General features: G+C 65.9%; 1 protein-coding gene. It reads right to left on the bottom strand.

Annotated elements, in window-relative coordinates; genetic code table 11:
* Nucleotide 1: 1 nt before the first annotated feature.
* A complete protein-coding gene (locus tag LVJ94_21625) occupies nt 2–26,728 on the bottom strand; it encodes an SDR family NAD(P)-dependent oxidoreductase (protein ID WXB09818.1) in 26,727 nt (8,908 codons plus the stop codon).
* Between the last annotated feature and the right edge of the window lie 117 nt (nt 26,729–26,845).

Raw genomic sequence — 26,845 nt, 5'->3', positions numbered from 1 at the left:
TTCATTCCTTTAGCGACTGGACGAACTCGAAGAGTTGATCGTCCGAAAAGGTATCGACGGTCGCGTCGAGATTGCCGTCGGGCGTTGCTCGTTCCGCATCGCCCCACTCCGCGAGTAGCCCTTGCAAAAGCGTCCTCACCGATCTGCGCGTCTGCGCATTCGAATAGACGCGAAGCAGTGCATTCTTGACAGCAACGAGATCGGACGCGTCGCCCTTCGGCAGTGAGTTTGCGTTCGATTCCGGCGAAAGCTTCTTCGCGAGCATCGTTGCCAGGGCTTCAGGGGTTGGATAGTCGAAGAGGAGCGTGGCTTGGAGCTTCAGGCCGGTGACGGCGGCGAGCCGGTTGCGGAGCTCGACGGCCATGAGGGAATCGAGCCCGAGCTCCTGCAGCGGGCGATGGGGGTCGAGCGTTGCGGTCGAGGGGAGTCCAAGGACCATCGCCGTCTCGGCGCGTACGAGATCGAGGACGAAGGCGTGTTGCTCGAGGGGAGCGAGTGCGAGCAGGCGCTGGGCGAGGGAGGAAGTAGAGACCTGGGCGGCGGTAGGACGTGCCGCGCGCGCCTGAACGAGACCTCGGAAGAGAGACGGGAGGGAGGGAGCATGGGCCTGAAGAGCGGAGCGATCGAGGAGAGCGGTAACGAGTGCGGGCTCCGAGCGAGCGAGCGCCGTATCGAGGAGCGCAAGCCCCTGTTCGGAGGACAGGGGGAGAAGTCCTCCGCGTCGCATGCGTGCGGTATCGGCGTCGCGGAGGTGGCCGGTCATGGCGGACGAGTCGGCCCAAAAGCCCCAGGCCAGGGAAGAAGCGGGGAGGCCGATGGCGTGGCGATGCTGGGCGAGGGCATCGAGGAAGGCGTTCGCGGCCGCATAGTTGGCTTGACCGGTGCCTCCGAAGACGCCCGCGAGCGACGAGAAGAGGACGAAGGCGGAGAGCTCCTTGTCTTTGGTGAGTTCGTGCAGATTCCAGGCAGCATCCACCTTGGGGGCAAAGACGCGGTCGATGCGCTCGGGGGTCATGCTGGAGAGAAGCCCATCGTCGAGGACTCCCGCGGTATGGACGACGGCGGTGAGGGGATGCTCGTCAGGGATGCTGTCCAACAGGGCGCGGAGAGCGGAGCGATCGGAGACGTCGCAGGCGGTGAGCGTGACGGAGGCCCCGGCGACTTCGAGCTGGCGACGGAGGTCATCGGCACCGGGAGCAGCCGGTCCCTTACGGGAGGCCAAGAGCAGGTGCTTGACGGCGTGGTTCTCGACCAGATGCCGCGCGAGGAGAGCACCGAGGGTACCGGTGGCTCCGGTGATGAGCACGGTGCCTTCGGGATTCATGGTTCGGGAAGATGCGGGGACAGGTTGATGCGGGCGCATCAATCGCGGGACGAGTCGTTGACCGTCGCGCAGCGCGAGCTGCTTGTCGTCGCTGGGGACAGGCGCGAAGACTTCGGGCGAAGCGACGCCTTGGTCGGAGTCGAGGAGGAAGATGGGGAGGTCGGCGTATTCGTTCTGAGCGGAGCGGACGAGACCCCAGATGGGCGCGTGAGGGAGGTCGAGAACGTCTTCGTCGGGGTGGGTGCCGATGGCACGCGACGTCAGGAAGACGAGCTGTGTGGACGCGAGGCGTTCGTCCCTTACCCAAGCCTGCAAAAGAGCGAGGGCGAGGGAGCTCGCATCGTGGGCGTCTACAACGACGTCCGTGGTATTTGCCTCGATGAAGGGAACGACGACGCTGTCGGGAGGGGAGCCACCTTGGTCGAGGGCGTGCCTTAGCGCATCGAGGTTTTCGTAGCGTTGGACGTGTTGGCCTTCGAGCGCGGAGTCGACGTTGCCGGTTCCTAGGAGAGCCCAGGTGAGGGACTTGCTCGGCGAAGCGCTGGGTAGCGGAGTCCAGACGACGTGAAGCAGCGCATCGCGGTGGGCGTCGAGATTCCCGCGCAGTTGCTCGGCGGAGACGGGGCGCAAGGCAAGGGACTCGACGAAGGCGACGGGCTCGCCGATGGCATCGGCGATGGCCAGCGAGACGGAGCTTTCACCTTGCTGAAAGCGGATGCGGAGTGTGGATGCTCCCACGGTCCGCAGGGAGACATCGTTCCACGAGAAAGGCAGTGCGACACCGCCCGAGTGAGCCGCACTCGCGTGCGCCGCAAGCGCGTGGAGAGCGGAGTCGAGGAGGGCGGGATGGATGGCGAAGCGGGAGGCATCCTTGGCGATGGATGGGGGAAGCGTGGCCTCGGCAAAGAGTTCGTCGCCGCGTTTCCAAACGGCGCGAAGGCCTTGAAAATCCGGACCGTAGACGAGCCCGGAATCCGCGAGGGTTCCGTAGAGTCCCTCGAGCGGAACCGATTCCGCACCCGGAGGGGGCCAGGCACGAAGGTCGAAGTCCGTGGGTTCGGAGGTGCTGGGAGCGAGTGTGGCCCGCGCATGGCAGGTCCAGAGCGCATCGTCGGAGGCGTCGTGCGCGCGCCCATGGATGGTCAAGGCCCGTCGACCGGCATCGTCGAGAGGGCCGACGGACATCTGAATCAGAACGGCGCCGGTTTCGGGAAGCGAGAGGGGAACTTCGAGCGTGAGCTCCTCGAGGAGGTCGAGACCGACGCGGTGAGCAGCAAGAAGCGCGAGCTCGACGAAGGCGGTTCCGGGCAAGAGCACCGAGCCGAAGACCGCATGACCGGCAAGCCAGGGGTGCTCGGCGAGGGACAGTCGACCCGTGAACAGGAGCCCATCGTTCTGCGCGAGCGCGATGGCCGCTCCAAGGAGCGGATGCTCGGCGGGCGATAGGCCGGCGGCGGAGACGTCGGCGCGTTGGGCCGTGCTCTCGAGCCAGAATCGCTCACGCTGGAAGGCGTACGTGGGCAAGGGGACGCGACGTCCCTTGGGGAGAACGAGGCTCCAATCGAGCGAGCGCCCGTGCGTGTAGAGCTCCCCGAGCGAGAGAAGAAAGCGCGCCAGCTCCCCTTCGTCGCGACGGAGCGAGGAAAGGACAACGGCCTCCGTGGCAGAGCGTTCGACGGAGGCGAGCAACGGCACATTGAGGACGGGATGTGGGCTGACCTCGACGAAGAAACGATGCCCGTCCTCGAGAAGCTTGTCGGTGGCCTCGGCGAAGCGCACCGTTTGGCGGAGATTTTGGTACCAATACGCCGCGTCGAGCTCGGAGCCCTCGACCGTCGTAGCCGTGACGGTGGAATAGAGCGGGATGCTGGCAGCGCGAGGCGTGATGGGAGCGAGCTCTTCGAGCAGCTCGTCCTGGATGGCGTCCACGTGGGCGCAGTGGGAGGCGTAGTCGACGCGAATTTTGCGAGCGAAGATCTGAGCGCCGGCGAGAGATAGGAGGAGCTCGTCGATGGCCTCGACGTCACCGGAGACGAGGGTGGCCTGGGGGCTGTTGATGGCGGCGATGGCGATGCGCTGCCCGAAGGGAGCCAGGAGAGGCTGCAGAGCATCGACCCCCCGCTCGACGGCGGCCATGGCGCCAAGCCCCGCGAGTTTGACGAGCGCGCGGCTGCGGACCGCGACGACGGAGGCGGCATCTTCGAGGGAGAGCGCTCCGGCGACGAAAGCGGCGGCGACTTCACCTTGGCTATGGCCGACGACGGCGTCGGGGACGATGCCGAAGGAGCGCCACAAGGCGGCCAAGGAGACCATGACGGCGAAAAGAGCAGGCTGGACGACGTCGATGCGATCGAGCCAATCGGAGCCGAGCTCCCCGCGCAGAAAAGGAAGAATCGAGAACGAGAGATGCGGCGCGAGTGCTCGGTCGCAGGCTTCGAGTTGCTCGCGGAAGGGCGCGGACGTTTCGAGCAGAGAGCGGGCCATGCCATCCCATTGGGAACCTTGGCCAGGGAAGACGAAGACGAATTTGCCACCGGTGTCACGTCGACCGAGAACGACGTCGGGTGTGGATTGAGCGAGAGTGACGGCTTGGAGGGAATCGAGGAGCTGGTCGCGGTCGCGCGCGACGAAAGCGGCGCGGTGATCGAAGTGAGCGCGCGTGGTGGCGAGGGAATAGGCGACGTCGTGGAGCTCGAGCTCCGGACGCTCGAGGAGGTGGTCGCGGAGCCGCTCGGCCTGGGCGCGCAAGGCCGTCTCGGACTTGGCCGAGAGGAACACGGGCAAGGGCTGCGCTGCGGGTGGAGCGGAGGCCTCGGGCGCGAGCGAGCTCTCGAGGTGTGGAGCCTCTTCGAGAATGAGGTGGGCGTTGGTGCCGGAGATGCCGAAGGAAGAGACGGCCGCACGACGAGGGCGCCCGTTGGTGGCCCAGGGAACGGGCTCGTTGAGGAGGCGGATGTGGCCGGAAGACCAATCGATGTGTGGAGATGGAGCTTCGGCGTGAAGGGTCCTTGGCAAGAGCTCGTTCTGAAGCGCGAGGACCATCTTGATGACCCCACCGACGCCGGCGGCTGCCTGCGCATGCCCGATATTGGACTTGAGGCTCCCGAGCCAAAGCGGATTGTCTTCGGAATGGGCCTCTCCATACGTGGCGAGAAGCGCGTGCGCCTCGATGGGATCGCCCAGGGTGGTGCCGGTGCCGTGAGCTTCGACGGCATCGACGTCTTGAGGAGAGAGGCGAGCGCTGGCGAGCGCCTGTCGAATCACGCGCTCTTGAGAGGGCCCATTGGGAGCGGTGAGTCCTTGACTCTTGCCGTCCTGATTGACGGCGGAGCCCTTGATGACGGCAAGGACGGGGTGCCCATGGCGGAGCGCATCGGAGAGCTTCTCGAGGAGCAACATTCCCGCCCCCTCGGCCCAACCGGCGCCATTGGCATCGGCGGAGAAGGACTTGCAGCGGCCATCGGGTGCGCCTGCGCTCTCGGAATCCATCACCACGAACATGGCGGGAGAGGCCATAACGGTGACGCCGCCGGCAAGAGCGAGCGAGCATTCGCCGAGGCGGAGTGCTTGGCAGGCGAGATGAATGACAACGAGGGAGGAGCTGCAAGCCGTGTCCACGCTGAGGGCGGGACCTACCAAGCCCAAGGTATAGGCGATGCGGCCCGAGGCGACGCTCGCCGTGTTGCCGGTGCTGAGGTAGTCCTTAAGCTCATCGAAGGATGTAGCGGATGGCCCCAGCTGGCTGGCGTAGTCACTTCGGAAAATACCGACGAAGACCCCCGTGGGACTCGCCTGGAGGGATGCCGGATCGATTCCTGCGCGCTCCAAGGCTTCCCAGGAAGTTTCGAGAAGCAAACGTTGCTGGGGATCGAGTGCGAGCGTTTCGCGCGGACTGATACCGAAGAAGGCGGGGTCGAAGCGATCGGCATCGAGGAGGAAGCCACCATGGAGGTCGTGGTGAGACGACGCCCCATCGAGCGCATCGAGATCCCAGCCGCGGTTCCGAGGGGCGGCGGAAATGACATCCTGGCCTTTGCGCACCAGGCTCCAGAGGTCTTCTGGGGAGGAGACGCCACCCGGAAAGTGGCAACTCATGGCGACGATGGCGATGGGCTCTTGGTCGGAGACGGGCTCGATCCGCACCGCAGGTTGCTCGGCGGTGCGTCCGAGGATCTTGGCGGCCAAGAACTCCGAGAGGGCGGCCGGAGTGGGGTAGTCGAAGAGGAGCGTGGCTTGGAGCTTCAAGCCGGTGACGGCGGCGAGCCGGTTGCGGAGCTCGACGGCCATGAGGGAATCGAGCCCGAGCTCCTGCAGCGGCCGATGGGGTTCGAGCGCTGCGGTCGAGGGGAGTCCAAGGACCGTCGCCGTCTCGGCGCGTACGAGATCGAGGACGAAGGCGTGTTGCTCGAGGGGAGCGAGTGCGAGCAGGCGCTGGGCGAGGGAAGAAGTAGAGACCTGGGCGGCGGTAGGACGTGCCGCGCGCGCCTGAACGAGACCTCGGAAGAGAGCGGGAAGGGCATTCGCGTTGGCAAAGAGAGCGGAGCGATCGAGGAGAGCGGTGACGAGTGCGGGCTCTGAGCGAGCCAACGCCTTGTCGAAGAGCGCGAGCCCCTTCTCGGCCGAGAGAGGCAGGACACCTGCGCGGCGCATGCGTGCGGTATCGGCGTCGCGAAGGTGGCCGGACATGGCCGACGAGTCGGCCCAAAAGCCCCAAGCAAGGGAAGAAGCGGGGAGGCCGATGGCGTGGCGATGCTGGGCGAGGGCATCGAGGAAGGCGTTGGCGGCCGCGTAGTTGGATTGACCGGCAGCCCCAAGAACGCCCGCGAGCGAAGAGAAGAGGACGAAGGCGGAGAGTTCCTTATCTTTGGTGAGCTCGTGCAGGTTCCAGGCGGCATCGATCTTGGGGGTAAAGACGCGGTCGATGCGCTCGGGGGTCATGCTGGAAAGAAGCCCATCGTCGAGGACTCCCGCGGTGTGGACGACGGCGGTGAGGGGATGCTCGTTGGGGATGGCGTCCAACAGCGCTTGCAGGGCGGAGCGGTCACTGACGTCGCAGGCGGCGAGGGTGACGGAGGCGCCAGCGACTTCGAGCTGGCGTCGCAGATCCTCGGCGCCGGGAGCTGCGGGTCCCTTACGGGAGGTCAAGAGCAGGTGTTTGGCGCCGTGGTTTTCGACGAGATGCCGCGCGACGAGGGCGCCGAGGGTGCCCGTCCCTCCGGTGATGAGCACCGTGCCCTCTGCGCGTAGAGGCCGAGGGAGGGAAAGGACGAACTTTCCGACGTGATGTGCGCGAGCGAGAGCTCGGAAGGCATGCGGAGCTCGGCGAACATCCCAGACCGTGATGGGAGGAGGGTGCAAGACGCCGCGCTCGAACAGAGCGAGAAGGTCGGTGAGCATCTGGTGAATGCGTTCCGCCCCTGCTTCGATGAGGTCGAAGGCGCGGTAGAAGACCTCTGGATGGGCGAGGCGGACCGCGTTGGGATCGCGGACGTCGGTCTTTCCCATCTCGATGAAGCGCCCCCCGCGTGGCAAGAGGCGCAACGAGGCGTCGACGAACTCGCGGGTCAGCGAGTTGAGTACGACGTCCATCCCGCGGTCTTGGGTGGCATCGAGAAAGTGAGCTTCGAAGTCGAGGGTGCGGGAGGAGGCGAGATGCGCGTCATCGAATCCGAGAGCGCGCAGGTGGTTCCACTTTGCCGGGCTCGCCGTGGCGAAGACTTCGGCTCCGAGGTGGCGAGAAATCTGGACGGCGGCCGTACCAACGCCACCGGCAGCGGCGTGGACGAGAACGCGCTGACCTGGCTGGAGATGCGCGAGGTCGACCAGTCCGTAATAGGCAGTGAGGAAGACAATCGGGACGCTGGCGGCTTGGGTGAAAGACCACCCCTCGGGCATAGGGACGAGCATGCGCGCATCGGCGATGGCGGTGGGCGCGAAGGCCGAGTAAAACAGCCCCATGACGCGATCGCCGACGGCGAAGTCGAGGACGCCGGGTCCTACTTCGGTGACGACGCCAGCACCTTCGCCACCGAGGGGCCCCGAATCGCCGGGGTACATTCCGAGCGTGCCGAGCACATCGCGGAAATTGAGCCCCGCGGCATGCACGTCGATGCGGACTTGGCCCTCGGCGAGAGGCGGCAGGGGCTGAGCGATGAACGCGAGTGCGTCGAAACTTGCCTTGGTTGGAATGTGCAGGCGCCAGTAGGCATCGTGCGGAATGACGAGCGCGCCGCCAGCGCGGGGGTTGGTCAATCGAGGAACGAGTCGTTGCCCATCGCGCAGAGCGAGCTGCTTGTCGTCGCTGGGGAGGGAGGCGAAGACTTCGGGCGAAGGGACGCCTTGGTCGGAGTCGAGGAGGAAGAGAGGGAGGTCGGGGTGTTCGTTTTGAGCGGAGCGAACGAGGCCCCAAATGGGAGCATGAGCGAGGTCGAGAACGTCTTCGTCAGGGTGAGTGGCGATGGCGCGTGAAGTCAGGAAGACGAGCTTTGTGGAAGCGAGGCGCTCATCGCTTACCCAGGTCTGCAAAAAGGCGAGGGCGAGCGCGGTAGCGTCGTGGGCGTCTGCAACGACGTCTGTGGTTGCGGAGGAGTCCGTGTTCTTTTTAGAGTTGAAGGGAACAACGACGCCGTCGGGAGGGGAGGCACCTTGATCGAGCGCGTGCCTTAGCGCATCGAGGTCGGGGTAGCGTTGGATCTGAAGCGCGGAGTCGAGGTCGGCGTTTCCGAGGAGAGCCCAGGAGACGGCCTTGCTGGGGGAAGCGCTCGGTAGCGGAGTCCAGGAGACGTGAAGCAGTGCATCGCGGTGGGTGTCGAGATTCCCGCGCAGTTGCTCGGCGGAGACGGGGCGCAAGGCAAGGGACTCGACGAAGGCGACGGGCTCGCCGATGGCATCGGCGATGGCCAGCGAGACGGAGCTTTCACCTTGCTGAAAGCAGATGCGGAGTGTGGATGCTCCCACGGTCCGCAGGGAGACATCGTTCCACGAGAAAGGCAGTGAGACCGGGATGCCCTCGCTCGAGTGGGCCGCAAGCGCGTGGAGAGCGGAGTCGAGGAGGGCGGGATGGATGGCGAAGCGGGAGGCATCCTTGGCGATGGATTGGGGAAGGGAGGCTTCGGCAAAGAGCTCGTCGCCGCGTTTCCAAATGGCGCGCAGGCCTTGAAAATCAGGACCGTAGGCGAACCCGGAAGCCGCGAGGGTTTCGTAGAGTCCCTCGATCGGGACGGCGACGGCACCGGCAGGGGGCCAGGCACGAAGGTCGAAGCCCATGGAATCGGTCGTGCCGGTAGCGAGAGTGGCGCGAGCATGGCAGGTCCAGGGCACATCGTCGGAGGCGTCGTGAGGACGGCCATGGATGGTCAAGGCTCGTCGACCGGCATCGTGGAGAGGGCCGACGGACATCTGAATCAAGACCGCTCCGCTTTCGGGAAGGAAGAGGGGTGTTTCGAGCGTCAGCTCTTCGAGGAGGTCGAGCCCGACGCGGTGAGCGGCAAGAAGCGCAAGCTCGACGAACGCAGTACCGGGCAAAAGCACCGAGCCGAAGACAGCATGGCCGGCAAGCCATGGGTGCTCGGCGAGGGACAGCCGGCCCGTGAACAGGAACCCACCGTTTTGCGCGAGCGCGATGGCGGCACCGAGGAGCGGATGCTCGGCCGAGGATTGGCCGATGGAATGGACATCGGCGCGATGGGCCGTGCTCTCGAGCCAGAAGCGCTCACGCTGGAAGGCGTACGTGGGCAAGGGGATGCGGCGCGGCTTTGCGGACTGAAAGAAGGCGTTCCACTCGAGGCGCAGGCCGCGCGTGTGGAGTTCGCCGAGCGAGAGCAGCAGACGTTCGAGCCCGCCTTCGTCTTGCCAGAGTGAGCCCACGGCGACCGCCGTCTCGCTCGAGGAGGCTTCGAACGTCTCTTGCAAGGGCAGCCCGAGCACGGGATGCGGACTCACCTCGACGAAGAAGCGATGCTCTTCTTGAAGGAGCCTCAGGATGGTGTCGCCGAAGAGCACGGGGTGGCGAATGTTGTCGAACCAGTAGGCGGCATCGAGTTCGGCGCCATCGAGCCGCGTGCCGGTGACGGTGGAGTAGAAGGGGACGAGGGCCTTTTGGGGTCGAATGTCGCCGAGCTCACGCAATAGCTGCTCGCGGATGGAGTCGATTTGAACGGAGTGAGAAGCCACGTCGGAGCGAAGCTTGAGGGCGAAAATCTGACGAGCCCGGAGTTGGCGAAGCAAGGCGTCGATGGCGTCAGGCTCCCCGGCCACGGTGGTGGCACGGGGACTGTTGACGGCGGCAACGGCGATGCGGTGTCCGAACGGAGCGAGGTAGGGCTCGAGCTGGTCTCGCGATAGTTCGACGGCGGCCATGCTTCCCAGGCCGACGAAGGGCACCAGAGCGCGGCTTCGCAGGGCGATGATCTTGGCCGCGTCGACGAGCGATAGGGCACCGGCGACGAAGGCCGCGGCGACCTCCCCCTGGCTGTGACCGACGACGGCGTCGGGGGAGACCCCGAAAGAGCGCCAAAGCGCGGCGAGGGAGACCATGACGGAGAAGAGGAGGGGCTGGACGACGTCAACACGGTCGGTGGAGGGCGCGCCGTCGTCTCCGCGAAGCGCCGCGAGGATGGATCCATGGAGGTAGGGAGAAAAGACGTGGTCGCAAGCCTCGAGCTGCTCGCGGAAGACGGAGGACGAAGCGAGAAGCGAGCGGGCCATGCCGACCCACTGGGAACCTTGGCCAGGGAAGACGAAGACGACTTTGCCAACGGTGTCACGGCGACCGAGGACGGCGTCGGGTGTGGATTGAGCGAGAGCGACGGCATGGAGGGAATCGAGGAGCTGGTCGCGATCGTGCGCGACGATGGCGGCGCGGTGGTCGAAGAGTGTGCGCGTGGTGGCGAGGGAATAGGCGACGTCGTGGAGGTGGAGGTCGGGCCGTTCGAGGAGATGCTCGCGGAGGCGCTCGGCCTGAGCGCGCAAGGCCTGCTCGGACCTGGCCGACAGGAGCAAAGGCAAGGGCTGCGGCACGGATGCCGAGGAGGCCTCGGGCGCGAGCGAGCTTTCGAGGTGCGGGGCCTCTTCGAGAATGAGGTGGGCGTTGGTGCCGGAGATGCCGAAGGAGGAAACCGCCGCACGGCGCGGGTGTCCATTCGCGGCCCAGGGAATCGGCTCGTTGAGCAGGCGAATGTGGCCGGAAGACCAATCGATGTGCGGGGAAGGATTTTCGCCGTGAAGGGTCTTCGGCAAGAGCTCGTTCTGAAGCGCGAGGACCATTTTGATGACCCCGCCGACGCCCGCGGCTGCCTGCGTATGGCCGATATTGGACTTGAGGCTTCCGAGCCAAAGAGGATTGTCTTCGGAATGGGCCTGGCCGTATGTCGCGAGAAGCGCGTGCGCTTCAATGGGATCGCCCAAGGTGGTGCCGGTTCCGTGGGCTTCGACCGCATCGACGTCTTGGGGAGAGAGACAAGCATTGGCGAGTGCCTGCCGAATGACGCGCTCTTGGGAGGGACCATTGGGAGCGGTGAGGCCTTGGCTCTTGCCATCTTGATTGACGGCGGAGCCCTTGATGACGGCGAGGACGGGATGCCCGTTCCGGTGGGCATCGGAGAGCTTCTCGAGGAGCAACATGCCCGCCCCCTCGGCCCAACCCGCGCCATTGGCGTCGGCGGAGAAGGACTTGCAGCGCCCATCGGGCGCACCTGCGCTCTCGGAATCCATCACCATGAAGGTGGCCGGAGTGGCCATGACGGTGACACCGCCTGCGAGCGCGAGCGAACATTCACCGTGACGAAGTGCCTGGCAGGCGAGATGAATGGCGACGAGCGAGGAGCTGCAAGCGGTGTCCACACTCAGGGCGGGTCCCACCAAGCCTAAGGTATAGGCGATGCGGCCCGAGGCGACGCTCGCCGTGTTGCCGGTGACGACGTAATCCCCTACCTCTTCGAGGGACGTGGCAAATGGCCCGAGCCGGCTCGCGTAGTCACCTTGGATGATGCCGACGAAGACTCCGGTGGGGCTTGCGTGGAGCGATGCGGGATCGATGCCTGCGCGTTCGAGAGCCTCCCAGGTGGTTTCGAGAAGCAAACGCTGCTGAGGATCGAGTGTGAGCGCTTCGCGGGGACTGATGCCGAAGAAGGCGGGGTCGAAGCGATCGGCATCGAGGAGGAAGCCACCGTGGAGGGCGTGGTGAGGTGCCGTCTCATCGAGCGCATCGAGATCCCAGCCGCGGTTCTGCGGGAAGGCGGAAATGGCATCTTGGCCTTTGCTCACCAGGCCCCAGAGGTCTTCTGGGGACGAGACGCCACCCGGAAAGCGGCAACTCATGGCGACGATGGCGATGGGCTCTTGGTCCGAAGCGGGCTCGATCCGCACCGCAGGCTGCTCGGCGGTACGTCCGAGCACGAGCGTCGTCAAGAAGCGCGAGAGGGCGAAAGGCGTTGGGTAATCGAAGAGGAGAGTCGTTTGGAGTTTCAGGCCTGTGGCAGCGACGAGCCGGTTGCGGAGCTCGACGGCCATGAGAGAATCGAGCCCGAGCTCCTGCAGGGGACGATGGGGCTCGAGCGCCGCGGGCGTGGGGAATCCAAGGACCATCGCGGCCTCGGCGCGGACGAGATCGAGCACGAACGCGTCTTGCTCAGCGGGTGCAAGTGAGAGCGCGTGCTGGACGAACGACGAAGGCGCGGCATTCGGGGAGACAGCGCCGGCGCGGTCCGAGTCGGCGATGGTGGCTTCCGGCAAATCGAAAAGCAAAGGCCGGGGGCGCATCGCCGAGAAGGCGGCCGCAAAGCGCGGCCAATCGATGTTTGCGACAACGAGGGAAGTCTCGTCGTCATCGAGCGCCTGATGCAGAGAGGCGATGGCGAGCTGGGGAGGCATCGGGGCCATCCCACGACGGCGAAGCCCGCGGTCGGCGTCAGGATTGTCGGCCATTCCACCGCCGCTCCAGGAGCCCCAGGCGATGGACGTTGCGACAAGCCCGCGAGCGCGCCGCTGCTCGGCGAGGGCATCGAGGAAGGCGTTGGCGGCGGCGTAGGCGGCTTGTCCGCCGCTACCCCAAACGCCCGCACCGGAAGCGAAGAGGACGAAGGCATCGAGGGGACGAGTGCCGAGCAACTCGTCGAGGTGACGAGCACCGAGGGTTTTCGCAGCGGCTGTGAACGCAAGGTCGTCGAGGTCGAGATCGGAAAGTGGCTCCATGGGCAAGGCGACGCCGCTCGTATGAAAGACGGCGCGAAGCTCGTCACCCCGCGTATCGAGGTCGGCGAGCAAAGCGGCAAGCGCCGAGCGGTCGGCGACATCGCATGCGGCGAGGGTAACGCGCGTGCCGCGCGCGATGAGCTCATCGCGAAGTAGGGACGCGCCTGGTGCATCGGGTCCGCGCCGGCTGGCGAGAACGAGGTGTTGGGCACCGAGATCGGCGAGCCAGCGTGCGACATGTCCTCCGAGAGCGCCGGTGCCTCCGGTGACGAGAATGGTGCCGCGCGGGCAAAACGTCGACGGGCTCGAGCCCGGGCGTCGGGGTGCATGCACGAGGCGACGGGCGAAGAGTCCCGTAGGCCGGAGAGCGAGCTGGTCTTCGTCGTCGCGTTGGGCGAGGGCAGGAAGGAGATGCGAGAGATCGGAGCGCGTAACGACATTCGAGATATCGACGAGGCCACCCCACCGAGCAGGGAACTCGAGACCCACGACGCGCCCGAGCCCCCAGGTAAGCGATTGGAGCGGAGCGAAGAGAGGATCGGCGCGACCGATGGAGACCGCACCCCGAGTAAAGAGCCAAAGGGGTGCCAGCGAGTCATGGAGCGCTTGGACGAGAGCGAGAGACATCGCGAGGCCCGCGGGCAAGGCGGTGTGGTCGGGGAGTGGAGTCTCGTCGAGTGCGAGAAGGGAGAGCACGCCGCGCCAGGTGGTATCGGAGCCAGGCAGGGCGCGAATGCACGCGGCGACGGAAGCGGGCGTGGCCTCGTGGTCGAGCGCGAGGGAGACGACGGTTGCCCCGTGCTCGGAGAGAGCGTGCGTCAGGGTCTGTACGAAGGCTTGGTCCGACGCGCGTTGGGAAGAGACCAGCAGCCAGGTACCCGAGAGACTGAGTGCGGTGGGGCGTGAGGAGAGAGGCTTCCAGCAAACCCTGTATCGGAAGGAGTCGAGAGCGCGAAGCTGTTTGCGATGACGGTGCCAGTTGGAAAGCGAGGGAAGGAGGGAGGCAAGAGCGGACTGTGCGTCGGGTTGGTCGAGAAGGAGAGTGGAAGCGAGGGAGGAGAGATCGGCCTGATCGACGGCGTCCCAGAAGCTGATTTCGTCAGCAGAAGCGGAGTCGAGGCGGTCGTCGGTCGCCGGGGGAGCATCGAGCCAGAAGCGCTCACGCTGGAAGGCGTACGTGGGCAAGGGGACGCGTCGCGCCTTGGGGAGGACGAGGGACCAATCGAGCGAGCGTCCGTGCGCGTAGAGCTGCCCGAGTGAGAGAAGGAAGCGATGGAGATCTCCTTCGTCGCGACGGAGGGAGGGGACGACCACGGTCTCCGTGGCGGAGCGCTCGAGGGAAGCGAGGAGAGGGACGTTGAGGACGGGATGGGGGCTGACCTCGACGAAAAAGCGATGCCCGTCGTCGAGAAGCTTGTCGGTGGCCTCCGCGAAGCGCACCGTTTGGCGGAGATTTTGGAACCAATAGGCGGCGTCGAGCTCGGAGCCCTCGACCGTCGTAGCCGTGACGGTGGAATAGAGAGGGATGCTGGCAGCGCGAGGCGTGATGGGAGCGAGGTATTGGAGCAGCTCGTCCTGGATGGCGTCCACGTGAGCGCAGTGGGAGGCGTAGTCGACGCGAACTTTGCGAGCGAAGATCTGAGCGTTGGCGAGAGATAGGAGGAGCTCGTCGATGGCCTCGACGTCACCGGAGAGGAGGGTGGCCTGGGGGCTGTTGATGGCGGCGACGGCGATGCGCTGCCCGAAGGGAGCCAGGAGAGGCTGGAGAGCATCGACCCCCCGCTCGATGGCGGCCATGGCGCCAAGCCCCGCGAGTTTGACGAGCGCGCGGCTGCGGACCGCGACGACGGAAGCGGCATCTTCGAGGGAGAGAGCGCCCGCGACGAAGGCCGCAGCGACTTCACCTTGGCTATGGCCGACAACGGCGTCGGGGAGGATGCCAAAGGAGCGCCACAAGGCGGCCAAGGAGACCATGCCGGCGAAGAGAGCAGGCTGGACGACGTCGATGCGATCGAGCCAATCGGAGCCGAGCTCCCCGCGCAGGAAAGGGAGAAGGGAGAAGGAGAGGTGTGGAGCGAGAGCGCGGTCGCAGGCTTCGAGCTGCTCTCGGAAGACGGAAGACGTTTCGAGCAGGGAGCGTGCCATGCCGTCCCATTGCGAGCCTTGTCCCGGGAAGACGAAGACGAGTTTGCCGTCGGAGGTGTCGCGGCGCCCGAGGACGGCGGAGTGCGAGGATTGAGCGAGAGCGACGGAATGGAGGGAATCGAGGAGCTGGTCGCGGTCGCGCGCGACGATTGCGGCGCGGTGGTCGAAGTGAGCGCGTGTGGTGGCGAGGGAATAGGCGACGTCGTGGAGAGGGACGTCGGCCCGCTCGAGGAGGTGGTCGCGGAGGCGCTCGGCCTGAGCGCGCAAGGCCGGTTCGGACTTGGCCGAGAGGAACACGGGCAAGGGCTGCGCTACGGGTGGAGCGGAGGCCTCTGGAGCGAGCGAGATAGCGGACTGCGGAGCTTCTTCGAGAATGAGGTGCGCGTTGGTGCCGGAGATGCCGAAGGAAGAGACGGCCGCGCGACGAGGGCGCCCGTTGGAGGCCCAGGGGACGGCCTCGTCGAGGAGGCGGATGTGGCCGGAAGACCAATCGATGTGCGGAGATGGAGATTCGGCGTGAAGGGTCTTCGGCAAGAGCTCGTTCTGGAGCGCGAGGACCATCTTGATGACGCCACCGACGCCGGCGGCTGCCTGGGTATGCCCGACATTGGACTTGAGGCTTCCGAGCCAAAGCGGATTGTTTTTGGAGTGTGCCTGCCCATACGTGGCAAGAAGCGCGTGCGCCTCGATCGGATCGCCCAAAGAGGTGCCGGTCCCGTGAGCTTCGACCGCATCGACGTCTCGAGGAGAGAGGCGAGCGCTGGCGAGCGCCTGCCGAATCACGCGCTCTTGAGAGGGCCCATTGGGAGCGGTGAGCCCCTGGCTCTTACCGTCTTGATTGACGGCGGAGCCCTTGATGACGGCAAGGACGGGGTGCCCATGGCGGAGCGCATCGGAGAGCTTCTCGAGGAGCAACATGCCCGCGCCCTCGGCCCAACCGGCGCCATTGGCGTCGGCGGAGAAGGACTTGCAGCGCCCATCGGGGGCGCCTGCGCTCTCGGCATCCATCATGACGAACATGGAGGGAGAGGCCATGACGGTAACGCCGCCTGCGAGAGCGAGGGAGCATTCGCCGAGACGAAGAGCCTGAGAGGCTAGATGAATGGCAACGAGGGAGGAGGAGCAGGCGGTGTCGACGCTGAGGGTGGGGCCTTGAAGGCCGAAGGTGTACGCGATGCGTCCGGAGGCAACGGAGGCGGCGCTACCGGTACCGAGGAAGCTTTTGAGGTCATCCTGAGCAGAGGAAGAGGAGGCAAGGCGAGTGGCGTAATCGCTGTACATGATGCCGACGAAGACACCTGTAAGAGAGCCGTGAAGAGAGGCAGGGTCGATGCCGGCGCGTTCGAGGGCTTCCCAGGAAGTTTCGAGCAAGAGTCGTTGCTGAGGATCGACGGCGAGGGTTTCGCGGGGACTGATGCCGAAGAAGCCAGGGTCGAAACGGTCCGCATCGAAGAGAAAGCCCCCCTTGTTGACCTGCCCCTGTGCGGCGTCGAGTGCATCGAGCTCCCATCCGCGGTTTTGGGGGAAGTGGGAGATGGCGTCCTGGCCATCGCGGAGCAAGTTCCAGAGATCGGCCGGAGAGGAGACGCCACCTGGGAAGCGGCAGCTCATGGCGACGATGGCGATGGGGTCGAGGTCCGAAGCCGGATCGAGCCTCATGGCGGGTTGCTCGGCGTTGCGTCCGAGGACCTTGGAGGTCAAGAAGTGGGAGAGTGCGGCGGGCGTGGGGTAGTCGAAGAGGAGCGTGGCCTGGAGTTTCAGGCCGATGGCGGAGGCGAGCCGATTGCGGAGCTCGACGGCCATGAGGGAATCGAGGCCGAGTTCGAACAGCGGGCGTTTCGGCTCGAGGGCATCGGGCGTTGGGAGTCCAAGGACCGTCGCGGTCTCGGCGCGGACGAGATCGAGGACGAAGGCATGTTGCTCGGCGGAAGGAAGTGCAAGCAGGCGATGGGCGAGGGAGGAAGCAGAGGCCTGAGCGGCGGCGGGACGTGCCGAGCGTGTGTGAACGAGACCCCGGACGAGAGCGGGAAGTGCATTCGCGTTGGCAAGGAGAGCGGAGCGATCGAAGAGAGCGGTGACGAGAGCGGGCTCGGAGCGAGCGAACGCCTTATCGAAGAGCGCGAAACCCTTTTCGGCGGAGAGGGGCAGGACGCCTGCGCGCCGCATACGCGCGGTATCGGCGTCGCGGAGGTGGCTGGTCATGGCCGACGAGTCGGCCCAAAAGCCCCAGGCCAGGGAAGATGCGGGCAGGCCGATGGCGTGGCGATGATGGGCAAGGGCATCGAGGAAGGCGTTGGCGGCGGCGTAGTTGGCTTGACCCGGGCCACCGAGGACGCTTGCAAGGGAGGAGAAGAGGACGAAGGCGGAGAGATCCTTGTCCTTGGTGAGCTCGTGCAGGTTCCAGGCAGCATCGACCTTGGGGGCCAAGACGCGGTCGAGGCGCTCGGGGGTCATGCCGGAGAGAAGCCCATCGTCGAGGATGCCTGCGGAGTGGACGACGGCGGTGAGGGGATGCTCGTCGGGGATGGTGTCCAACAGCGCTTGCAGCGCGGAGTGATCGGAGACGTCGCAGGCGGTGAGTGTGACGGAGGCGCCGGCGTCTTCGAGCTGGCGACGGAGGTCATCGGCGCCGGGAGCAGCAGGGCCCTTACGGGAGGTCAAGAGCAGGTACTTGACGGCGTGCTTCTCGACGAGATGCCTGGCGAGGAGAGCGCCGAGGGTACCTGTGGCTCCGGTGATGAGCACCGTGCCTTCGGGATTCATGGTTCGGAAAGATGCGGGAACGGGTTGATGCGGGCGCATCAATCGCGGGACGAGTCGTAGTCCGTTGCGCAGAGCAAGCTGCTTGTCGTCGAAGTCGAGAGAGGCAAAGACTCCGGAGAGAGAAGCGTCGGTTTGGTCGGAGTCGAGGAGGAAGAGAGGGAGGTCGGGGTATTCGTTCTGAGCAGAGCGGACGAGACCCCAGATGGGGGCGTGAGGGAGGTCGAGGACGTCTTCGTCGGGCTGGGTGGCGATGGCGCGAGACGTCAGGAAGACGAGCTGTGTGGACGCGAGGCGCTCGTCGCTTACCCAGGCCTGCAAAAGGGCGAGTGCGAGTGCGGTCGCATGGTGCGCGCCTGCAACGACGTCCGTGGTATTTGCGTTGATGAAGGGAACGACGACGCCGTCAGGCGGGGAGCCACCCTGGTCGAGCGCGTGCCTTAGCGCATCGAGATCTTCGTAGCGTTGGACTGCGGGGAGGATGCCGTCGTTTCCGAGGAGAGCCCAGGAGAGGGACTTGCTCGGCAAAGCGCTGGGTAGCGAAGTCCAGGAGACGTGAAGCAGCGCATCGCGGTGGGCGTCGAGATTCCCGCGCAGTTGCTCGGCAGAGATGGGGCGGGTGGCAAGGGACTCGATGAAGGCGACGGGCTCGCCCATGGCATCGGCGATGGCGAGGGAGACGGAGCCTTCACCTTGCAGAAGGCGGACGCGGAGTGTGGAAGCTCCCACGGTCCGCAGGGAGACATCATTCCACGAGAAAGGCAGTGAGACCTGGGTGCCCTCGCTCGAGTGGGCCGCAAGGGCGTGGAGAGCGGAGTCGAGGAGTGCGGGATGGATGGCGAAGCGGGAGGCATCCTTGGCGATGGATGGTGGGAGAGAGGCTTCGGCAAAGAGCTCGTCGCCGCGTTTCCAAACGGCGCGCAGGCCTTGAAAATCGGGACCGTAGGCGAGCCCGGAAGCCGCGAGGGTTCCGTAGAGTCCCTCGAGCGGGACGGCGCCGGCACCCGGAGGGGGCCAGGCGCGGAGGTCAAAAGGCGTGGGCTCGGAGGTGCTGGGAGCGAGTGTGGCACGCGCATGGCAGGTCCAGAGCGCATCGTCGGTGGCGTCGTGGGGACGGCCATGGATGGTCAAGGCGCGTCGACCGGCATCGTCGAGGGGGCCGACGGACATCTGAACCAGGACCGCTCCGGTTTCGGGAAGGGAGAGGGGGGCTTCGAGGGTGAGCTCCTCGAGGAGGTCGAGGCCGACGCGGTGAGCGGCAAGAAGCGCGAGCTCGACGAAGGCGGTGCCTGGCAAGAGCACGGAGCCGAAGACCGCATGGCCGGCAAGCCAGGGATGCTCGGCGAGGGAGAGTCGACCCGTGAACAAGAGCCCATCGTTCTGCGCGAGCGCGATGGCGGCACCGAGGAGCGGATGCTCCGCCGAGGATTGGCCGATGGAATGGACGTCGGCGCGTTGGGCCGTATTCTCGAGCCAGAAGCGCTCGCGCTGGAAGGCGTACGTGGGCAAGGGGACGCGACGACCCTTGGGGAGAACGAGGCTCCAATCGAGCGAGCGCCCCCGCGCATAGAGCTCTCCGAGCGAGAGAAGAAAGCGAGAGAGAGCCCCTTCGTCGCGACGGAGGGAGGGGACGACCACGGTCTCCGTGGCGGAGCGCTCGAGGGAAGCGAGGAGAGGGACGTTGAGGACGGGATGGGGGCTGACCTCGACGAAGAAACGATGCCCGTCGAGGAGAAGCTTGTCGGTGGCCTCCGCAAAGCGCACCGTTTGGCGGAGATTTTGGAACCAATAGGTGGCGTCGAGCTCGGAGCCCTCGACCGTCGTAGCCGTGACGGTGGAATAGAGAGGGATGCTGGCAGCGCGAGGCGTGATGGGAGCGAGGTTTTGGAGCAGCTCGTCCTGGATGGCGTCCACGTGAGCGCAGTGGGAGGCGTAGTCGACGCGAACTTTGCGAGCGAAGATCTGAGCGCCGGCGAGAGATAGGAGGAGCTCGTCGATGGCCTCGACGTCACCGGAGAGGAGGGTGGCCTGGGGGCTGTTGATGGCGGCGACGGCGATGCGCTGCCCGAAGGGAGCCAGGAGAGGCTGGAGAGCATCGACCCCCCGCTCGACGGCGGCCATGGCGCCAAGCCCCGCGAGTTTGACGAGAGCGCGGCTGCGGACCGCGACGACGGAAGCGGCATCTTCGAGGGAGAGAGCGCCCGCGACGAAGGCCGCAGCGACTTCACCTTGGCTATGGCCGACAACGGCGTCGGGGACGATGCCGAAGGAGCGCCACAAGGCAGCCAAGGAGATCATGACGGCGAAGAGAGCAGGCTGGACGACGTCGATGCGATCGAGCCAGTCGGAGCCGAGCTCGCCCCGCAGGAAAGGGAGAAGCGAGAACGAGAGACGCGGCGCGAGTACTCGGTCGCAGGCTTCGAGCTGCTCTCGGAAGACGGAAGACGTTTCGAGCAGGGAGCGTGCCATGCCGTCCCATTGCGAGCCTTGTCCCGGGAAGACGAAGACGACTTTGCCGTCGGAAGCGTCGCGGCGCCCGAGGACGGCGGAGTGCGAGGATTGAGCGAGAGCGACGGAATGGAGGGAATCGAGGAGCTGGTCGCGGTCGCGCGCGACGAAAGCGGCGCGGTGATCGAAGTGAGCGCGTGTGGTGGCGAGGGAATAGGCGACGTCGTGGAGCTCGAGCTCCGGATGCTCGAGGAGGTGGTCACGGAGGCGCTCGGCCTGAGCGCGCAAGGCCGGTTCGGACTTGGCCGAGAGGAACACGGGCAAGGGCTGCGGCACGGCGAAAGGCGAGACCTCGGGCGCGAGCGAGCTCTCGAGGTGCGGGGCCTCCTCGAGAATGAGGTGTGCGTTGGTGCCGGAGATACCGAAGGAAGAAACGGCCGCGCGACGCCGGTGCCCGTTGGAGGTCCAGGGGACGGCCTCGTCGAGGAGGCGGATGTGGCCGGAAGACCAATCGATGTGCGGAGATGGAGCTTCGGCGTGAAGAGTCCTTGGCAAGAGCTCGTTCTGAAGCGCGAGGACCATCTTGATGACGCCACCGACGCCGGCGGCTGCCTGGGTATGCCCGACATTGGACTTGAGGCTCCCGAGCCAAAGCGGATTGTCTTTGGAATGGGCTTCCCCATACGTGGCAAGAAGAGCGTGCGCCTCGATCGGGTCGCCCAAAGAGGTGCCGGTCCCGTGAGCTTCGACCGCATCGACATCTTGAGGAGAGAGGCGAGCGCTGGCGAGCGCCTGTCGAATCACGCGCTCTTGAGAGGGCCCATTGGGAGCGGTGAGCCCCTGGCTCTTACCGTCTTGATTGACGGCGGAGCCCTTGATGACGGCAAGGACGGGGTGCCCATGGCGGAGCGCATCGGAGAGCTTCTCGAGGAGCAACATGCCCGCGCCCTCGGCCCAACCGGCGCCATTGGCGTCGGCGGAGAAGGACTTGCAGCGCCCATCGGGGGCGCCTGCGCTCTCGGCATCCATCATGACGAACATGGAGGGAGAGGCCATGACGGTGACGCCGCCTGCGAGAGCGAGGGAGCATTCGCCGAGACGAAGAGCCTGAGAGGCTAGATGAATGGCAACGAGGGAGGAGGAGCAGGCGGTGTCGACGCTGAGGGTGGGGCCTTGAAGGCCGAAGGTGTACGCGATGCGTCCGGAGGCAACGGAGGCGGCGCTACCGGTACCGAGGAAGCTTTTGAGGTCATCCAGAGCGGAGGAGGAGGAGGCAAGGCGAGCGCCGTAATCGCTGGACATGATGCCGACGAAGACGCCCGTGGGAGAGCCGTGAAGAGAGGCAGGGTCGATGCCGGCGCGTTCGAGGGCTTCCCAGGAAGTTTCGAGCAAGAGTCGTTGCTGAGGATCGACGGCGAGGGTTTCGCGGGGACTGATGCCGAAGAAGCCAGGGTCGAAACGGTCCGCATCGAGAAGGAAGCCCCCCTCGTTGACCTGACCCTGTGCAGCGTCGTCGAGGGCATCGAGCTCCCATCCACGGTTTTGGGGGAAGTGGGAGATGGCGTCCTGGCCATCGCGGAGCAAGTTCCAGAGATCGGCCGGAGAGGAGATGCCACCTGGGAAGCGGCAGCTCATGGCGACGATGGCGATGGGGTCGAGGTCCGAAGCCGGATCGAGCCGCACGGGGGGTTGCTCGGCGATGCGCCCAAGGACCTTGGAGGTCAAGAAGTGGGAGAGCGCGGCAGGCGTGGGGTAGTCGAAGAGGAGCGTGGCCTGGAGTTTCAGGCCGATGGCGGAGGCGAGCCGATTGCGGAGCTCGACGGCCATGAGGGAATCGAGCCCGAGCTCCTGCAGAGGGCGATGGGTTTCGAGCGCAGCGGTCGAGGGGAGTCCAAGGACCGTCGCGGTCTCGGCGCGGACGAGATCGAGGACGAAGGTATGTTGCTCGGCGGAAGGAAGTGCGAGCAAGCGCTGGGCGAGTGAGGAAGCCGAGGCCTGGGCTGCAGTAGGACGTGCCGAGCGCGCGTGGACGAGAGCCCGGAAGAGAGCGGGAACGGCATTCGCGTTGGCAAGGAGAGCGGAGCGATCGAAGAGAGCCGTGACCAGAGCGGGCTCGGAGCGAGCAAGGGCGTTGTCGAAGAGCGCGAACCCCTTTTCGGCCGAGAGAGGCAGGGCTCCTGCGCGCCGCATACGTGCGGTATCGGCGTCGCGGAGGTGGCCGGTCATGGCGGAGGAGTCGGCCCAAAAGCCCCAGGCGAGGGAAGATGCGGAGAGGCCGATGGCGTGGCGATGCTGTGCAAGGGCATCGAGGAAGGCGTTGGCGGCCGCATAGTTGGCTTGAGCGGCGCTTCCTAGGACGCCCGAGAGCGACGAGAAGAGGACGAAGGCGGAGAGATCCTCGTCTTTGGTGAGTTCGTGCAGGTTCCAGGCGGCATCTACCTTGGGAGCAAATACGCAGTCGAGGCGCTCGGGGGTCATGCCGGAGAGAAGCCCATCGTCGAGGATGCCTGCGGAGTGGACGACGGCGGTGAGGGGATGCTCGTCGGGGATGGTGTCCAACAGCGCTTGCAGCGCGGAGCGATCGGAGACGTCGCAGGCGGCGACCGTGACGGAGGCGCCGGCGTCTTCGAGCTGGCGACGGAGGTCATCGGCGCCGGGTGCTGCCGGTCCCTTTCGTGAGGTCAAGAGCAGATGCTTGACGGCATGGTTTTCGACCAAATGCCGCGCGACGAGGGCGCCGAGGGTCCCTGTGGCGCCGGTGATGAGCACGGTGCCTTCGGGATGCATTCCGTGGGAAGACGCGGGGACCTGACGCAGACGCATCAATCGCGGGACGAAGCGTTGCCCATCGCGCAGAGCGAGCTGCTTGTCGTCGCCGGGGAGAGGGGTGAAGACTTCGGGCGAAGCGACGCCTTGGTCGGAGTCGAGGAGGAAGAGAGGGAGGTCGGGGTATTCGTTTTGGGCCGTGCGAACGAGGCCCCAGAGGGGCGCATGAGGGAGGTCGAGGACGTCTTCGTCGGAGTGGGTGGCGATGGCGCGCGAAGTCAGGAAGACGAGCTGTGTGGACGCGAGGCGCTCGTCGCTTACCCAGGCCTGCAAAAGGGCGAGTGCAAGGGCGGTCGCATGGTGGGCGTCTGCAACGACGTCCGTGGTATTTGCGTTGATGAAGGGAACGACGACGCCATCGGGCGCGGAGGCACCCTGGTCGAGCGTGTGCCTTAGCGCATCGAGGTCGGTGTAGCGTTGGATCTGGAGCGCAGGGTCGACGTCGGTGTCTCCGAGGAGAGCCCAGGAGAAGGCCTTGCGAGGCGAAGCGCTGGGCAGCGGAGTCCAGGAGACGTGAAGCAGCGCATCGCGATGGGCGTCAAGGTTCCCGTGCAGTTGCTCGGCGGAGACGGGGCGGGTGGCAAGGGACTCCACGCAGGCGACGGGCTCGCCGATGGCATCGGCGATGGCGAGGGAGACGGAGCCTTCACCTTGCAGAAGGCGGACGCGGAGGGTGGAAGCGCCCACGGTTCGCAGGGAGACATCGTTCCACGAGAAAGGCAGTGAGACCTGGATGCCCTCGCTCGCGTGGGCCGCAAGGGCGTGGAGAGCGGAGTCGAGGAGAGCGGGATGGATGGCGAAGCGGGAGGCATCCTTGGCGATGGATGGTGGGAGAGAGGCTTCGGCAAAGAGCTCGTCGCCGCGTTTCCAAACGGCGCGCAGGCCCTGAAAATCGGGACCGTAGACGAGCCCGGAAGCTGCGAGCGTTTCGTAGAGTCCCTCGATCGGGACGACGATGGCGCCCGGAGGAGGCCAGGCGCGGAGGTCGAAGCCCATGGAATCGGTGCTGCCGGTAGCGAGAGTGGCGCGAGCATGGCAGGTCCAGGGCACATCGTCGGTGGCATCGTGGGGGCGGCCATGGATGGTCAAGGCGCGTCGACCGGCATCGTCGAGAGGGCCGACGGACATCTGAATCAGGACGGCGCCCGTTTGGGGAAGGGAGAGGGGGGCTTCGAGGGTCAGCTCCTCGAGGAGGTCGAGCCCGACGCGGTGAGCGGCAAGGAGCGCGAGCTCGACGAAGGCGGTGCCTGGCAAGAGCACGGAGCCGAAGACCGCATGGCCTGCAAGCCATGGGTGCTCGGCGAGGGAGAGTCGACCCGTGAACAAGAGGCTATCGTTTTGTGCGAGCGAAACGACGGCCCCGAGGAGCGGATGCTCGGCGGAGGATAGGCCGGCGGCGGAGACGTCAGCGCGATGCGCCGTGCTCTCGAGCCAAAAGCGCTCGCGCTGGAAGGCGTACGTGGGCAAGGGGATGCAACGCCCCTTGGGAAGAAGGCTCCAATCGAGCGAGCGCCCATGGGTGTAGAGCTGGCCGAGGGAGAGAAGAAAGCGAGGGAGATCCCCATCGTCTCGCCGGAGGGATGGGACGACCACGGCCTCCGTGGCGGAGCGCTCGAGGGAAGCGAGGAGAGGGACGTTGAGAACGGGGTGGGGACTGACCTCGACGAAGAAACGATGGCCGTCGAGGAGAAGCTTGTCGGTGGCCTCTGCGAAGCGGACGGTTTGGCGGAGATTTTGGAACCAATAGGCGGCGTCGAGCTCGGAGCCGTCGAGCGAGGTGGCGGTGACGGTGGAATAGAGAGGAATGGTGGAAGAGCGAGGGGAGATGGGCGCGAGGTTTTGGAGCAGCTCGTCTTTGATGGCGTCGACGTGGGCGCAGTGGGAGGCGTAGTCGACGCGAACTTTGCGAGCGAAGATCTGAGCGTCGGCGAGCGAGAGGAGGAGCTCGTCGATGGCGTCGAGGTCACCGGAGAGGAGTGTGGCGTGAGGGCTGTTGATGGCGGCGATGGCGATGCGCTGCCCGAAGGGAGCCAGGAGAGGCTGGAGAGCGTCGACCCCCCGCTCGACGGCGGCCATGGCACCCAGGCCTGCGAGTTTGACGAGAGCGCGGCTGCGGAGGGCGACGACGGCTGCGGCATCTTCGAGGGAGAGGGCGCCCGCGACGAAGGCAGCAGCGACTTCACCTTGGCTGTGGCCGACGACGGCGTCGGGGAGGATGCCAAAGGAGCGCCACAAGGCGGCCAAGGAGACCATGACGGCGAAGAGAGCCGGCTGGACGACGTCGATGCGATCGAGCCAGTCGGAGCCGAGCTCGCCGCGGAGGAAAGGGAGAAGGGAGAAGGAGATATGGGGGGCGAGAGCGCGATCGCAGGCTTCGAGCTGTTCGCGGAAAGGCGGGGATGTTTGGAGCAGGTCTCGGGCCATGCCATCCCATTGGGAACCTTGACCCGGGAAGACGAAGACGAGTTTGCCGTCGGAGGTGTCGCAGCGCCCGAGGACGGCGTGGTGTGTGGATTGAGCGAGAGCGACGGAATGGAGGGAATCGAGGAGCTGGTCGCGGTCGTGCGCGACGAGGGCGGCGCGGTGGTCGAAGTGAGAGCGCGTGGTGGCGAGGGAATAGGCGACGTCGCGGAGCTCGAGCTCCGGATGCTCGAGGAGATGGTCGCGGAGGCGCTCGGCCTGAGCGCGCAAGGCCGGTTCGGACTTGGCCGAGAGGAACACGGGCAAGGGCTGCGCTGCGGGAGCGGAGGGCTCTGGAGCGAGCGAGCTCTCGAGGTGTGGGGCCTCTTCGAGAATGAGGTGCGCGTTGGTGCCGGAAATGCCGAAGGAGGAGACGGCCGCACGACGAGTGCGCGCGTTGGCGGCCCATGGAACGTGCTCGTTGAGGAGGCGGAGGGAGCCGGAAGCCCAATCGACGTGGGGCGATGGATTCTCGGCGTGAAGGGTCCTTGGCAAGAGCTCGTTCTGAAGCGCGAGGACCATCTTGATGACCCCGGCGACGCCGGCGGCCGCCTGGGTATGACCGAGATTGGACTTGAGACTCCCGAGCCAGAGAGGGATGTCTTTGGAGTGTGCCTGCCCGTAGGTGGCGAGAAGCGCGTGGGCCTCGATGGGATCGCCCAGGGTGGTGCCGGTGCCGTGGGCTTCGACGGCGTCGACATCTTGAGGAGAGAGTCGAGCGCTGGCGAGCGCCTGCCGAATGACGCGCTCTTGAGAGGGCCCGTTGGGAGCGGTGAGGCCTTGACTCTTGCCGTCCTGATTGACGGCGGAGCCCTTGATGACGGCGAGGATGGGATGCCCATTGCGGATGGCATCGGAGAGCTTCTCGAGGAGCAACATGCCCGCGCCTTCGGCCCAACCGGCGCCATTGGCGTCGGCGGAGAAGGACTTGCAGCGTCCATCGGGGGAGCCCGCGCTCTCGGAATTCATCACCACGAATATGGCTGGAGTAGCCATGACGGTGACGCCACCTGCGAGAGCGAGGGAGCATTCACCGTGACGGAGCGCTTGGCAGGCGAGATGAATGGCAACGAGGGAGGAGCTGCAAGCGGTGTCCACACTCAGGGCGGGACCCACCAAGCCCAAGGTATAGGCGATGCGGCCCGAGGCGACGCTCGCCGTATTGCCCGTGGCGACGTAGTCTCGTATCTCTTCGATGGACGTGACGTAGGGCCCTAGCCGGCTGGCGTAGTCACCTTGGATGATGCCGACGAAGACCCCCGTGGGGCTTGCATGAAGCGATGCGGGATCAATGCCTGCAAGCTCCAGAGCTTCCCAGGAGGTCTCGAGCAGGAGGCGCTGTTGAGGGTCGAGAGAGAGGGTTTCTCGGGGACTGATGCCGAAGAAGGCGGGGTCGAAAAGGTCCGCATCGACGAGAAAACCTCCTTCGCGCGCCTGGCAATCGCCCGCTCCGCCGAGCGCATCGAGATCCCAATCGCGGTTCTCTGGAAAGGTCGATATCGCGTCTTGCTCTTCGCGCAAAAGCTTCCAAAGGTCTTCTGGAGAGCGAACGCCGCCCGGAAAGCGGCAACTCATCGACACGATCGCGATGGGTTCGTGCTGCCTATTCTCGGCTTCGGTCAATGATTGCCGCTGCTTACGAATCTCGAAAATCGACTGTTCGAGGCGTGTGCGAAGCTGAGTTTCAATGTT

The sequence above is a fragment of the Sorangiineae bacterium MSr11367 genome (genome assembly GCA_037157805.1).
GTDB lineage: Bacteria > Myxococcota_A > Polyangia > Polyangiales > Polyangiaceae > Pendulispora > Pendulispora rubella.
Note: the sequence above shows the minus strand (reverse complement) of the source record. Positions and strands in the feature narration are given on the sequence as shown.

Bases quoted from the DNA above. Each gene is read 5' to 3' on its own strand.
- LVJ94_21625 (WXB09818.1), bottom strand. From the start codon at position 26,728: ATGAGTTGCCGCTTTCCGGGCGGCGTTCGCTCTCCAGAAGACCTTTGG.